The sequence below is a fragment of the Marinobacter persicus genome (assembly GCF_900114155.1).
GTDB lineage: Bacteria > Pseudomonadota > Gammaproteobacteria > Pseudomonadales > Oleiphilaceae > Marinobacter > Marinobacter persicus.
Genome location: NZ_FOSC01000003.1, coordinates 164,547 through 177,691 on the forward strand (window position 1 = coordinate 164,547; position 13,145 = coordinate 177,691).

Sequence of the window (13,145 nt, forward strand, 5' to 3'; positions counted from 1 at the left end):
TGATTTCCGGAGCCGTGTCATGAAGCTGACAGCCAGACAAACCCAGGTACTCGACATCATCCGCCGCTATGTCGACGAGACCGGTTACCCGCCCACCCGCGCGGAAATTGCGGCGGAGTTGGGCTTTCGCTCAGCCAACGCGGCGGAGGAGCACCTGCGCGCACTGGCCCGCAAGGGAGCCATTGAGATGGTGCCCGGTGCCAGTCGTGGCATCCGTCTGCCGGAAGCCGAGCCAGATCTTGGCCTGCCGGTGGTGGGGCAGGTGGCGGCCGGCAGCCCGATTCTGGCCCAGGAACACATTGAGGATCATTGCACCCTGCGTCCGGAATTTTTCTCTCCGTCGGCCGACTACCTGCTGACTGTGCGTGGTATGAGCATGAAAGACATCGGCATCCTGGATGGCGACTTGCTGGCAGTGCATTCGACCCAGGATGTCCAGAATGGCCAGATAGTGGTCGCCAGAATTGGTGAAGAGGTGACGGTCAAGCGCTTCCGTCGCGAGGGCTCTCGGGTGTGGCTGATTGCCGAGAATGAGGAATTCGACCCCATTGAGGTGGATCTGACCGAGCAGGAGCTGTTCATTGAAGGCCTGGGGGTGGGGGTTATCCGCCGCTCCGATCTTCACTGAACGCCGGCTTCCGGCATTGAAAAGCAGGTAGGTGAGTTATGGAACAGTTGAGCTTCAACCAGAACACCGCGTTTAAACCGGCAGTTGCAGCGGCCCCAAAAGCGGTCAATACCCGCTCTCCCAAGCCTGCCGGCGCCGGTAATGTAACGGAAATCATCCTGCCGGAAGGCCAGGTGGAAAATTTTCAGCTGCTGTTGCCCATGCTGACCCAACTGAATCAGGAAAAACGCTGGCTGGCCTGGATTGACCCTCCCCAGGAGCTGGTTGCCAAGTGGCAGACCATGCACGGTATCGTGGCCAGTGAAATTCTGGTGCTGCGTTCTTCGGCGGATTATTCGGCGCTGCAGCTGGCAGAGCGGGCGCTGGGCGCCGGTACGTGCCATGCGGTAGTGCTGTGGACGGGCAAGCTGGGCAGGAAGGCTTTCGAATCCCTCCAGAAAGCCTCGGTCAACGGCAGCAGTCATGGGGTCATACTGCGCCAGCGTTAATAAAGAAGTCAGTGCAGGGTGTGACTGGTATAAGGTTCGGCGGCCTCGGCTTCCTCTTCCTCCCAGTCGATATCGTGGCTGATGTCGCCCGCTGCTTCAATACCGGCGGCGATCATGGCCTTGGCGATGTTCATGTCGCGATTGTCCATCATCTCCCGAGCTTCCTCGGAAAATGAAATCCGCACCAGAGGTGCCGACTCGTCATCGTCGGCCCGGCGCAGTGCGTAGTCACCATTGGCCAGCTGTACAATTTCAAAAAACGATGGAGACATTAATAAAACCTTTATCCTGCTTGGATGATGGGTGAATACGTTGGCACAGCTTTCTGCGAGGTTTACCACTCGCTGTGCTGATCAGCCAGTTCCCTGGAGAAAGCCGCCATGGCACTCCGGGTTTTTTCCAGCGCAGCCGGCGAAAAATCGGCCTCGGGTTCACTGGCTATGGCAATGACATTCTCTGCAGCCGCCTGTTTCCGGGGGGTGGCCGGTTCCGACAAGGCCTTGTCCAGCTTCGCCAGGTGGTTCCACCAGCTGTTGGGGTCGGCTGCCAGTTGCTGCAAGGCTTCGACATCGGGCACCGGATACGCAAACAGGGACTCGAGCTCGGAAAGTGACCGGGGCTGTGCCTGTTTGTGCTGATGGTAGCGCGCCACCATGACAAGCAGGGCCTGTTGTGCCCGTAACAGCATTTCCGCTGTCGCCTGGGTCATGGCCTGGCTCAATACCGCGGGCGGCTGGTTGTCCACGGGCACACCGCGCTCCTCCTGGACCAGCAGCACACGGGCCAGATGCAGTTTTTGTGAAACGACCGAATACCACTGAGATGTCATGGTCTGTACCTGTCTGTGGACGGCGCCAGTGTATGGAAAGCCCGCTCAGGGCGAACCCGTGATTATATCAACTTAATCCTGCTATTTCTTCCGGCCCGGGGACTTTTCAGCACCCACTTCAGGTGCTTCTTGTGGGCCGGCCAATCACGTATGATCGATTCGAATACCAAGGCCCAAGCCGCAGGAGAATCATCATGGCCGATACACAAACATTGCTTGATCATCTGGACAGCCTCAAAGCCAGTCTTGACGCCGCACTCGCAGACAAAGACTGGGATAAACTGGTAGAGCTGAACAAGCAGATCAAGCCCTCCATCGAGCCGTTGATGCAGGCACTGGAAAACAACGAGGTGGACCCGGAGGCCGTTCGCCCACGCCTGCAGGCACTGAACGAATTTGTTCAGGCAGCTGACACGGCGGCGGTGGAAGCCCGGGAAGAGGCCCGCCAGTCGCTGCAGGAAATCAATCAGAACCGCAATGCCGCCAAGGCCTACCAGGGAGTCTCGTCCGGCCGGTCGAAATAACCCCGGGAAAAACAGTGTCATAAAATTGACTCTGGCAGCCCAACAGTCTTAAATACGGCTCAAACTCCCCCCGACAGAGAAGTCTGTGAATGTCAGAAAATAACACGGTACTGGTGCTGAGCGGCGACGAAGGCCGACGTCGTGACCTGGTCACGATCCTTGAATTTGTTGGAGACGAACAGGTGTTGGCCGGTGCCGAAGCCGAAGCGGCGCTGGCGGATGAGCAGGCAGCCGAGGAAGCCTTGTTGGCCGTGATAAACGGCGAAGATGACGGGGCTGTACCTGCGATCGAGGAAATCTGTCAATCAGCCCGGGGTCTTCCGGTGGTGGTGGTTGGTGATGCGGACCTGGACGGCCTGGCCGATGAGCACGCCGGGCGGGTGGTGGCGCGTATGGACTGGCCGCTCAACTACACCAAGTTCGTTGATGCCTTCTACCGGGCCCAGCTGTACCGTGAACAATTTCGCCGTAACAGGAAAAGCGGCCGGGGCGTGCAGCTGTTCCGTAGCCTGGTCGGCACCAGCCGGCGCGTGCAGCAGGTTCGTCAGTTGATGCAGCAAGTGGCCGATAAAGAAGTGAGTGTGCTGGTTACCGGTGAATCCGGTACTGGTAAAGAGGTGGTGGCCCGTAACCTGCATTACCATTCGTCGCGGCGCGACAAACCGTTTGTGCCGGTTAACTGTGGCGCCATTCCGGCCGAACTGCTGGAAAGCGAGCTGTTTGGCCATGAAAAGGGCGCGTTCACCGGCGCAATCACGGCCCGGGTGGGGCGTTTTGAACTGGCCGAGGGCGGTACACTGTTTCTCGACGAAATCGGGGACATGCCGCTGAATATGCAGGTTAAAATCCTGCGGGTGTTGCAGGAGCGCACGTTTGAAAAAGTCGGCAGCAATAAAACCCAGACGGCCGATGTGCGGGTAATTGCCGCCACCCACAAAAACCTGGAAGACATGATTGAATCGGGTGATTTCCGGGAAGACCTGTACTATCGCCTGAACGTGTTTCCCATCGAGATGCCGGCGCTGCGCGAGCGTGCCGAAGATATCCCGCTGCTGATCAATGAACTGATCGCCCGCATGGAAAAGGAAAAGCGTGGCACCCTGCGCCTCAACTCCGCCGCCGTGATGAGTCTGTGTCGCCATGACTGGCCGGGCAACGTGCGGGAACTGGCCAATCTGGTGGAGCGCCTGGCAATCATGCATCCGGACGGTGTGATCGGCGTGCAGGAGTTGCCGCCGAAGTTCCGCTATGTCGATGACTATGAGCAGAGCCCCGAGCCGGACGAGGAGCAGATGCTGGCCGAGAGTGCTGGAGGTCTGGTTGGCCTGGATGCGCCTGCCACCCTGCCGTCAGATGGTCTGGACCTGAAAGACTATCTGGCCACCCTGGAAAAGCAGTTGATCCAGCAAGCCCTGGATGAAGCGGATGGCGTGGTGGCCCGGGCGGCGGAGAAGCTCAGTATCCGCCGCACGACTCTGGTTGAGAAGGTGCGCAAATACGGTTTGCGTCAGGAGTCCGAAGAGGCCTGACGGGCTAGCGGGTGGCGTCAAAGGTTCGTAATGACCAGCGCTGCCCAGTCCGGTTTTCCCGCCATAAAATCGTCACTCCCGTCTCCGTTAATACCCTTTCCCTTTGAAATATATATAAAAACTGTAACTGGCACAGTTATCGCTTATCTCCCGTTAACGATACATCCGATTGCTCTGGCCCACGCCGGGCCGGTTCAGGGAGAAAGTTATGAGTCAGGCACAATTTGTCTTGCAATCCGAACGCACCAAGGCGTGTGATGCCAACGCGGCGGCCGATGTAAACAACAAGGTCACGGCGCTGTTTCCGGAACAGAAAGATGAAGCTGTGGATTCCGCGCTGGAGCTGTTCAACCGCATGTCGCAGCAGATTACCGACTCCTACCGTACCCTTGAGTCCAGAGTTAACCAGTTGTCCGGCGAGCTGACCCAGGAAACCCTGCAGCGCCAGCAGGAACTGGAAGAGAAGGAGCAGTTGGCGGATCAGTTGTCGACCCTGCTCAAGGCCCTGCCCGCCGGCGTTGTGGTGCTGGACAAACATGGCGTGGTCAGCCAATGCAATCCCGCTGCGGTGGCGCTGCTCGGTGAGCCGTTGGACGGTGAGAGCTGGGTCAACGTCATTCACCGTTGTTTCGCGCCGCGCCGGGATGATGGCCATGAAGTCTCCCTGAAAGACGGTCGGCGTGTGAGCATCGAAATTCGTACCATGGAAAACCAGCCCGGCCAGTTGATTCTGCTGACCGACCTGACAGAAACCCGCCAGTTGCAATCCCAACTGGCCCATGCCCAGCGTCTGTCGGCCATGGGTAAAATGGTGGCCTCACTGGCGCATCAGATTCGCACGCCGCTGTCGGCCGCCATTCTCTATGGCGGCCACCTGAGCCAGCCGGATCTGGAAGAAGAAATGCGCCAGCGCTGCGCGGACCGCCTGATGTCCCGCCTGACCCATCTTGAACAGCAGGTTCGAGACATGCTGATTTTCGCCCGGGGCGAAACCCGGCTGGCCGAGGAGTTACCGGCCAGCAAGCTGGTCTCCGCCCTTGAGAGTGCGCTTGACGGCGTGCGGGCGACACCTGGTGCCTCGGTCTCCCTCACTGACACTATTTCCGGTGATTGCCGCCTGATGTGTAACCGCGATGCGCTGGTGGGCGCCTGTACCAACCTGGTGAACAACAGCCTGGAAGCTGGCGCCACCGACGTCCATGTGACGCTGGAAACGTCTGCTGCGGGTCTTGTTATCAGGGTTGCAGACAACGGGCCGGGCTTCGAGTCCGAGCAGGCCGGGCGTATTACCGAGGCCTTTTACACCACCAAATCCCATGGCACCGGTCTGGGCCTGGCGGTGGTGCAGGCCGTCACCAAGGCCCATAAAGGCGAGTTTTCCATTTATTCACCGGAGCAGGGCGGCGCAGTGGCACAACTGCAGTTACCGACCCTGGCCGGTTAAAACAACAATTCTGGAGGCAGATGGCATGGCTAAGGCAAAAATTCTGATTGTAGAAGACGATCACGATCTGCGTGACGCCCTGGTAACCACCCTGGAATTGGCAAAATACCAGGTCCATGAAGCCGCCAACGGCGAGCAGGCGCTCGCCAGCCTGGCGAAAAGCCCCGTGGACATGGTGGTCAGCGACGTCAACATGCCGGGCATGTCCGGGCATGAGCTGCTGGCCGAGGTTCAGCGCCTGTATCCGGGGCTGCCAATGATGCTGATTACCGCCTATGGTCAGATCAGTGATGCGGTCTCTGCCATGCAGTCCGGTGCCATTGATTATCTGGTGAAACCGTTTGAGCCCAAGGTTCTGGTTGAGGCTGTCAGTAAGGTGGTTGGCGGCGGCAGCCAGAAATCCTCTGATCAGCCGGTGGCCGAAGATCCGGTCAGCCTGCGCATGTTCCAGTTGGCCAGCAAAGTCGCCAATAGCGAATCCACCGTCATGATTTCCGGTGAGAGCGGTACCGGTAAAGAAGTACTGGCCCGTTACATTCACCAGCAGTCACCCCGTGCGGATCAGCCCTTTGTGGCAATTAACTGTGCGGCCATTCCGGAAAACATGCTCGAAGCGATCCTGTTCGGCCACGAGAAGGGCGCGTTTACCGGCGCTGTGTCGTCCTCGCCGGGTAAATTCGAGCAGGCCAATGGTGGCACCATTCTGCTGGATGAGATTTCAGAAATGGACATGAACCTGCAATCCAAGCTGCTGCGGGTGCTGCAGGAGCGGGAAGTGGAACGAGTGGGTGGTCGCAAAACCATCGCACTGGATGTGCGGGTTATTGCCACTACCAACCGCGACCTGGCCGACTACGTGCGCGAAGGCAAGTTCCGTGAAGACCTGTATTACCGGCTGACCGTCTTCCCCATGCACTGGCAGCCGCTGCGTGAGCGGCCCATGGATATCCTGCCGCTGGCCAAGTCCCTGCTGCGCAAGCACAGCCGGAAAATGAAACTGACCGGCATTACCCTGGCGGAAGACGCGCGCCGCGCTCTCACCACCCATGCCTGGCCGGGTAACGTGCGCGAACTGGACAACGCCATACAGCGGGCACTGGTTCTGATGCAGGGCACGGTGATTCACGCAGGCGATCTGTGCCTGGAACTGGGCATTACCGGCAAGCCGGATTTGCAGGCGGCCCAACCGTCCGGGACGCCCGGGCCTGAGGTGCGGTCCGAACCGCCGGCCAGAGAGGTGCCCATCTACACCGTCGAAGAGCAGCGGGCACGGCAAGCCGCTGAGCCTGATCATGGGCAGGCCGAGCCGGCCGCTGACAGTGCCGAATTCGGTGGCAGTCTGGGTAATGATCTGCGCCAACAGGAGTTCCGTATCATCATCCAGACGCTGCGCAACGAAGGTGGCCGACGTAACCGGGCCGCCGAACAGCTGGGTATCAGCCCGCGCACCCTGCGCTACAAGCTCGCCCAGATGCGTGACGCCGGTATCGATCTCGACAGCGAATTGGCCATGGCCTGATGGTGCCTCGGCTGTAGCCAATGGTTCAGCAAGCTACTCCTTCGGGCACCCTGCGGGGTGCCACTTTTTTATCCTTCCTTTGTTCCGGCTCGACAGTAGCCCGTCAAAACTCCGGCGCCTTCACGTCCGTCTTCATTGATAATATTGTTAAGTTGTTGTTAGTAAAGATTTATTAAATATTGGCCTGTTGCTTGCTTTCTCTGTGTTAACGACATCTGTCATGTAAAGATGAACAGACGCCCACTGGGCAACCGGGAGAGAAACATGGTTCAACGTGCCGACATCAACAGTGTCTTGTCCGACATCCGCAATCTGCGTTCGCAAATGATGCAGAACCAGCAGAATCAGCAGATCGAACAGAACCAGGGTGTTCGCAACCGTGTTGATAGCCCTCGCGGCGTTCAGGAAACCCGGGAATCCACCAGTTTTGGTGATATGCTTGGCAGCGCCGTCAATAACGTGAACAACCTCCAGCAAGAAGCCAGCGAGTTGCGCACCGCCTATGATATGGGTGACCCGAACGTGGACATCACCCGGGTGATGATTGCCGCCGAAAAATCTTCCGTGTCTTTTGAAGCACTGACCCAGGTGAGAAACCGGGTGGTCCGTGCTTACGAAGACATCATGAACATGCCGATCTGATAACGGAGCAGTAGCATGGCAAGCGTACCTGCAGAAACCAACGCTTCTGACCTGCCCGCAAGCAGCGAGAGCGATAGCCCTGAAAGTGGCAACAAGATGTTGATGGGGTTCAATCGTCTGAACCTGCTGCGCCAGGTGGGGCTGATGGTCGGACTGGCCGCCAGTGTGGCCCTCGGCGTTGCGGTTGTGCTTTGGGCGCAGGAACCCAATTACCAGCCGGTGGTGGGGGATCTGTCCAACTACAACCCGCAGGACGTGGCCTCCATCCTGGACAGCAATGGTATCGAATACAAAATGGACCCCCGCTCGGGTGCCCTGCTGGTCCCCTCGGATAAAGTGTACGACGCCCGCATGAAGCTGGCCGCCGAAGGCGTGACCGATCGCAAAACCATCGGTTTTGAACTGCTCGACCAGGACCGCGGGCTGGGCACCTCCCAGTTCATGGAAACCGTCAGTTACCGCCGTGGCCTGGAAGGTGAACTGGCACGCACCATCGCCAGCATGCGCGGCGTCAAAAATGCCCGGGTACATCTGGCTATTCCGGAACGCTCGGTATTTATTCGTGATGCCCGCGAGCCCAGTGCGTCGGTGTTTCTGGATCTGTTCGCCGGTCGCCGGCCGGAGCAGGAGCAAATCCGTGCCATCGTGAACCTGGTGGCCGGCAGTATTCCGATGATGAAGCGAGAGCAGGTCACGGTGGTAGACCACAACGGCAACCTGTTGACCGGTAATGAGCCGGAAGCCGAAGTCGACCGGATGAAAGATCAGTACGAGTACACCGCGCAGGTGGAAGAGCGGTTGTCCCGTCGTGTTGCCTCCCTCATTTCCCCCATTATCGGTGACGGTCGCTATCGTGCGGAGGTGACTGCGGATCTGGATTTTTCCGCGGTTGAGCGTGCCGAAGAGCTGTTTAATCCGGACCAGCAGGCCGTGCGCAGTGAGCGCGAACTGGTGGACCAGCGCGGTGGTAATGCTCAGGGCGGTGTGCCCGGCGCATTGTCGAATCAACCGCCGGGTGCGGCAACCGTGCCTGAACAGGCTGGCGACGGCGAGGACGGTGAAGGCGGTAATGAGGCCCCGGTGAACGTGCGGCGCGAGTCCACCCGCAACTACGAAGTGGACCGCACGGTAAGTTACACTCGCCAGGAAATGGGGGCCATCAATCGTGTGACGGTGGCACTGGCGGTGGATGACAAGCGGGTCGTGGATCCGGAAACCGGCGAAGTCAATTTTGAGCCCTGGAGTGAAGAGGAACTGCAGCGCCTGAGCATGCTGGTGCGGGATGCTGTAGGCTACTCTGCGGCACGCGGTGACAGCGTGACCGTCATGAACACTCCTTTTGCCCAGGAAGAGACCGTGGAGTACGAAGAACCGGGCTTCTGGGAACAGCCCTGGTTCTGGGACCTGATGAAGCAGGTGCTGGCCGGTCTGGTTATCCTGATTCTTGTGCTTGGGCTGTTGCGCCCGACCCTCAAGGCACTGTCTGGCGGCGGCCGTTCCGGCAAGGAAGGCGAGGACGAGGGCGATTATGGTTCACTGGATGGCATCGAAGGTGGCGACGCCCTGCGGGATGCCATGTCGTCACAGGATGACCTGCTTTTGCCCGGTGCCACTGAAGGTTATGATAGGCACCTGAATGCCCTGAAAGGCCTGATCGCTGACGATCCGGCCCGGGTGTCTCAAGTATTGCGTCAATGGGTGAACGTCGATGACTGATGAAAACGGCCAACAGGGTGGCGCGCAGAAGCCAAGGCGCAAGATCCCACGGGTGGAGCAGGCCGCGATCCTGCTGATGTCGCTGGGCGAGGCCGATGCCGCCGAGGTGCTCAAGCACATGGGCCCGAAAGAAGTGCAGCGGGTGGGCGTGGCCATGGCCCAGATGGACGATGTCAGCAAAGACGACGTTGAATACGTGCTTTCCCAGTTTGTCGAGGCCGTTGGTGGTCAGACCGGCCTGGGCGTGGGCAATGACGATTATATCCGCACCATGCTGACCCAGGCCCTGGGCGATGACAAAGCCTCCAGCCTGATTGACCGCATTCTTATCGGTGGCAACACCACCGGCCTGGATACCCTGAAGTGGATGGAGCCCAAGGCCGTGGGCGATGTGATCCGTTACGAACACCCGCAAATCCAGGCCATTGTTATTTCCTACCTGGATCCGGATCAGGCCGCCGAAATTCTGGCGACCCTGGATGAAAAAGTCCGCCTGGACGTGATGATGCGCGTGGCCTCACTGGAAAGCATCCAGCCCCAGGCTCTGCAGGAACTCAACTCCATCCTCGAGAAACAGTTCTCCGGCGGCTCAGCTGCGCAGACCAGCCGTATTGGCGGCGTCAAACGGGCGGCGGACATCATGAACTTCATGGACCGCAGCATTGAAGGTGGCCTGATGGATTCCATCAAGGACATGGACCCGGATCTGGCGACCACCATCGAAGACCTGATGTTCGTCTTCGACAACCTCAAGGATGTGGACGACCGTGGTATTCAGGCCCTGTTGCGCGAAGTATCCTCCGAAGTTCTGGTGGTGGCGCTGAAGGGCGCGGACGACGCAGTCAAGGACAAGATTTTTGCCAACATGTCCAAACGTGCGGCGGAACTGCTGCAGGATGACCTGGAGGCCAAGGGCCCGGTCAAGGTCAGCGAAGTGGAAGCCGCGCAGAAGGACATCATCACCATTGCCCGCCGTATGGCGGAAGCCGGCGAGATTTCCCTCGGCGGTGCCGGTGAAGAAATGATGTGATGAAAGACCCGGACCAGAAGCGCAGCACCCGACCAAAAGAACAGATGACCGCCTGGGAACGGTGGGAATTGCCCCTGCTTGATGAACAGGGCAACGAAGTGGTTGAGGAAGCGGAAGTCAAACCCATGACCGCTTCCGAGCTCGAGGAAATCCGCAAGGCAGCCTACGAGGATGGCTTCAAGGAAGGTCGTGAGGCCGGCTACAAAAGCGGCCTTGAGCAGGGCCGGGAGGACGGCCACAAGGAAGGTTTTGAAACCGGCCAGAATGAGGGGCGTGAACAGGGCCGGGAGCAGGCCACTGAAGAAACCCGTCAACAGGTGGCCGCCACCCTGGATCGCCTGGAACACCTGATGGGAGAGCTGGTTTTGCCGATCCAGCGCCACGAGGAAGAACTGGAAACCGTACTGGTGAACCTGACCACTGCCTTGTCCCGGGCGGTGGTGTTCCGGGAACTGAGCCTGGATTCCTCGCAGGTCCGCCAGGTGGTACGCCAGGCCTTGCAGGCCCTGCCGTCCACCGCTGAGAATCTGCGCATCCATATTCATCCGGATGATCTGGAGCCGGTGCGGGAAGTGGCCGAACGACTGGAATCTAAACCGGTCATTGTCGAAGATGACAGTCTGATGGCCGGCGGCTGCAAGGTGGAATCCCGTCACAGCCTGGTGGACTACACCATCGAAAAGCGCTTCCAGCACGCCGTGCAGGGCATGCTGGAAGAGCAGCTTGGTGAGTCGTCCGGCGCGGGCGCCCAGGAGGCCGAGTTGCAAATGGGCGAGCTGACCGATTTCCATCGGGATGTGTTGGCCGAATCGGCCATGGACCAGCCAACGGCTCCGGAAAACCACGCGGAGCCCGAGCAGCCGCCAGAGTCGGACCCGGAGGGCGACGATGACCTACCGGCTGGCTGAACGTCTGAAAGAACTGCAAAACGCCATCCCCCCCGAGCCGGCCCCGGAACTTTCCGGCCGTCTGACCCGCATGGTTGGCCTGACCCTGGAATGCGTCGGCTGTCCCATGGTGGTTGGCGATCGCTGTGTGATCCAGGGCCAGAGCACTGGCAACGTGGAAGCCGAAGTGGTCGGTTTCGAGGAAGACAAAGTCTACCTGATGCCACTCACGGCCATTGAAGGGTTGCGCCCGGGCGCACGGGTAGTGCCACTGACCGCCACAAGCCGTGTACCGGTTGGGCCACAGATGCTGGGCCGGGTGGTTAACGGCGCCGGCGACCCGCTTGACGGCAAAGGGCCGTTGCAGGCCGAGGCCCGGGTGAACCTGTCCGGCGACATCATCAACCCGCTCGACCGCGCCCCGGTCCGCCAGTCCATGGATGTGGGCATCCGTGCCATCAACTCTCTTCTGACCGTGGGGCAGGGCCAGCGCCTGGGGCTTTTTGCCGGCAGTGGCGTGGGCAAAAGTATGCTGCTGGGCATGATGACCCGTTTTACCGATGCCGACATCACCGTGGTCGGACTGATTGGCGAGCGGGGCCGCGAAGTAAAGGAATTTATCGAGGACATCCTGGGCGACGAAGGCCTGGCCCGCTCGGTGGTGGTGGCTGCGCCGGCGGACGACTCGCCACTGATGCGCCTGCGCGCCGCCATGCTCACCACCCGCATAGCCGAATACTACCGGGATCAGGGCAAACGGGTGTTGCTGCTGATGGACTCACTGACCCGTTATTCCCAGGCCCAGCGGGAGATTGCCCTGGCGGTGGGCGAGCCACCGGCCACCAAGGGCTACCCGCCGTCGGTGTTTGCCAAGCTGCCTCAACTGGTGGAACGTACCGGCAACGGCCGCCCCGGTGGCGGCTCCATTACCGCGTTCTACACGGTTCTTACCGAAGGTGATGATCAGCAGGACCCCATTGCCGATGCCGCCAGGGCGATACTCGACGGCCATATCGTGCTGTCTCGCCGACTTGCCGAAGAAGGCCACTACCCGGCCATCGATGTGGAAGCCTCCATCAGCCGGGTCATGCCTCAGGTCACCAGCCCGGAGCACATGGCCCGAGCCCAGCGCTTCAAGCAGGTGTATTCCCGTTATCAGCAGGCCCGTGATCTGATCAGTGTGGGGGCCTACGTCAAGGGGTCGGACCCGGAAACGGATTTTGCCATCCAGCATATCGGTAATATGCGTCAGTTCCTGCAGCAGGGATTGAACGAAAGTGCGCCTCTGCAGGAAAGCATTGACCAGTTGATGGCCGTGGTGCCCGAGCGCCGTTCCCCGGATCGCCAGAAAAAGCCCGCCAATAATGCGGCCCGGGGTAACCGCTGATGCTGCGTTCGCAACGGCTGCAAACCGTTCTGGCGCTGGAAAAGCGCAAAGAGCAGGAAGCGCTCGAGCGCATGGGCGAGGCGCGCGACCAGGCCGAGACTCATCGTGAGCAGGTCAAAAACCTGGAGCAGTATCAGCAGGAATATCGCAACCAGATTCGTGCCAGCCAGCAGGGCGTGGTACCGGTTACGCGCCTGCAGGCCTGGCAGGCCTTTATCGCCCAGTTGGACCAGGTGATTGCTCAGCAGGAAAAGCAGTTGCAGCAGGCCGAACAGCTGTTCGAAGCCCGGCGCCAGGAATGGCTGCAGGCCTGGGAGCGTCGTCGGGGCATGGAAAAGTACATTGAAACCTGCCGGCAACAGGAGCAGCGGGAGCAGGATCTGCGCGAACAGAAACTGGCCGATGAAGCCGCCGGCAGGGCGTTCGTACGTCGGCAGCGTTAATACCGGATTTTGATTCAGGTACATGCAAAATCCGGCAATTCGGCTATGCTTGTGCCCATACAGTGGCTGGCTGCGTAGC

14 protein-coding genes are annotated in these 13,145 nt (G+C 59.7%); 12 read left to right on the plus strand and 2 right to left on the minus strand.

Annotation, left to right across the window (positions count from 1 at the left end; genetic code table 11):
* Positions 1-19: 19 nt before the first annotated feature.
* The gene (gene lexA, locus BMZ63_RS04415) at positions 20-628 is read left to right on the plus strand and encodes a transcriptional repressor LexA (protein ID WP_091702179.1); all 609 of its coding nucleotides are present in this window, start codon (positions 20-22) and stop codon (positions 626-628) included.
* Positions 629-666: 38 nt separating this feature from the next.
* On the plus strand, positions 667-1,116 hold the full coding sequence (locus tag BMZ63_RS04420) for a cell division inhibitor SulA (RefSeq protein ID WP_091702182.1): 450 nt from the start codon (positions 667-669) through the stop codon (positions 1,114-1,116).
* A gap of 8 nt (positions 1,117-1,124) precedes the next feature.
* Here the strand turns inward: BMZ63_RS04420 and BMZ63_RS04425 are convergent, their stop codons facing one another.
* Together BMZ63_RS04425 and BMZ63_RS04430 are read right to left on the minus strand one after the other, a co-directional pair.
* Entirely contained in the window at positions 1,125-1,388 is a 264-nt protein-coding gene (locus tag BMZ63_RS04425; RefSeq protein WP_091702184.1) for a hypothetical protein, read from the minus strand.
* A 62-nt stretch (positions 1,389-1,450) separates the two neighbouring features.
* The gene (locus BMZ63_RS04430) at positions 1,451-1,945 is read right to left on the minus strand and encodes a DUF6586 family protein (RefSeq protein ID WP_091702187.1); all 495 of its coding nucleotides are present in this window, start codon (positions 1,943-1,945) and stop codon (positions 1,451-1,453) included.
* Between the two features lie 194 nt (positions 1,946-2,139).
* On the opposite strand from BMZ63_RS04430, the gene BMZ63_RS04435 reads away from it, so the two are divergent.
* The 10 genes from BMZ63_RS04435 to fliJ all read left to right on the plus strand — a co-directional run bounded on the left by BMZ63_RS04435 (position 2,140) and on the right by fliJ (position 13,066).
* Positions 2,140-2,469, plus strand: a complete 330-nt coding sequence (locus tag BMZ63_RS04435) for an SOS cell division inhibitor (protein WP_091702190.1) — start codon at positions 2,140-2,142, stop codon at positions 2,467-2,469.
* Positions 2,470-2,558: 89 nt separating this feature from the next.
* A complete protein-coding gene (locus tag BMZ63_RS04440) occupies positions 2,559-3,998 on the plus strand; it encodes a sigma-54 dependent transcriptional regulator (RefSeq protein WP_091702193.1) in 1,440 nt (479 codons plus the stop codon).
* 208 nt (positions 3,999-4,206) lie between these two features.
* The gene (locus BMZ63_RS04445) at positions 4,207-5,442 is read left to right on the plus strand and encodes a sensor histidine kinase (RefSeq protein WP_091702195.1); all 1,236 of its coding nucleotides are present in this window, start codon (positions 4,207-4,209) and stop codon (positions 5,440-5,442) included.
* Positions 5,443-5,467: 25 nt separating this feature from the next.
* Positions 5,468-6,961, plus strand: coding sequence for a sigma-54-dependent transcriptional regulator (locus BMZ63_RS04450; protein WP_091702198.1), 1,494 nt, complete (start codon positions 5,468-5,470; stop codon positions 6,959-6,961).
* Positions 6,962-7,225: 264 nt separating this feature from the next.
* A complete protein-coding gene (fliE, locus tag BMZ63_RS04455; protein ID WP_091702201.1) occupies positions 7,226-7,603 on the plus strand; it encodes a flagellar hook-basal body complex protein FliE in 378 nt (125 codons plus the stop codon).
* A gap of 15 nt (positions 7,604-7,618) precedes the next feature.
* Positions 7,619-9,319, plus strand: a complete 1,701-nt coding sequence (fliF, locus tag BMZ63_RS04460) for a flagellar basal-body MS-ring/collar protein FliF (RefSeq protein ID WP_091702203.1) — start codon at positions 7,619-7,621, stop codon at positions 9,317-9,319.
* The gene (gene fliG, locus BMZ63_RS04465) at positions 9,312-10,349 is read left to right on the plus strand and encodes a flagellar motor switch protein FliG (protein WP_091702206.1); all 1,038 of its coding nucleotides are present in this window, start codon (positions 9,312-9,314) and stop codon (positions 10,347-10,349) included. Before fliF ends, fliG begins: the two co-directional genes overlap by 8 nt.
* Entirely contained in the window at positions 10,349-11,257 is a 909-nt protein-coding gene (locus BMZ63_RS04470) for a flagellar assembly protein FliH (protein ID WP_091702208.1), read from the plus strand. Before fliG ends, BMZ63_RS04470 begins: the two co-directional genes overlap by 1 nt.
* The gene (gene fliI, locus BMZ63_RS04475) at positions 11,238-12,623 is read left to right on the plus strand and encodes a flagellar protein export ATPase FliI (protein ID WP_091702211.1); all 1,386 of its coding nucleotides are present in this window, start codon (positions 11,238-11,240) and stop codon (positions 12,621-12,623) included. The genes BMZ63_RS04470 and fliI overlap by 20 nt, the downstream gene beginning before the upstream one ends.
* Positions 12,623-13,066, plus strand: coding sequence for a flagellar export protein FliJ (fliJ, locus tag BMZ63_RS04480; RefSeq protein ID WP_091702214.1), 444 nt, complete (start codon positions 12,623-12,625; stop codon positions 13,064-13,066). Before fliI ends, fliJ begins: the two co-directional genes overlap by 1 nt.
* Positions 13,067-13,145: the final 79 nt, after the last annotated feature.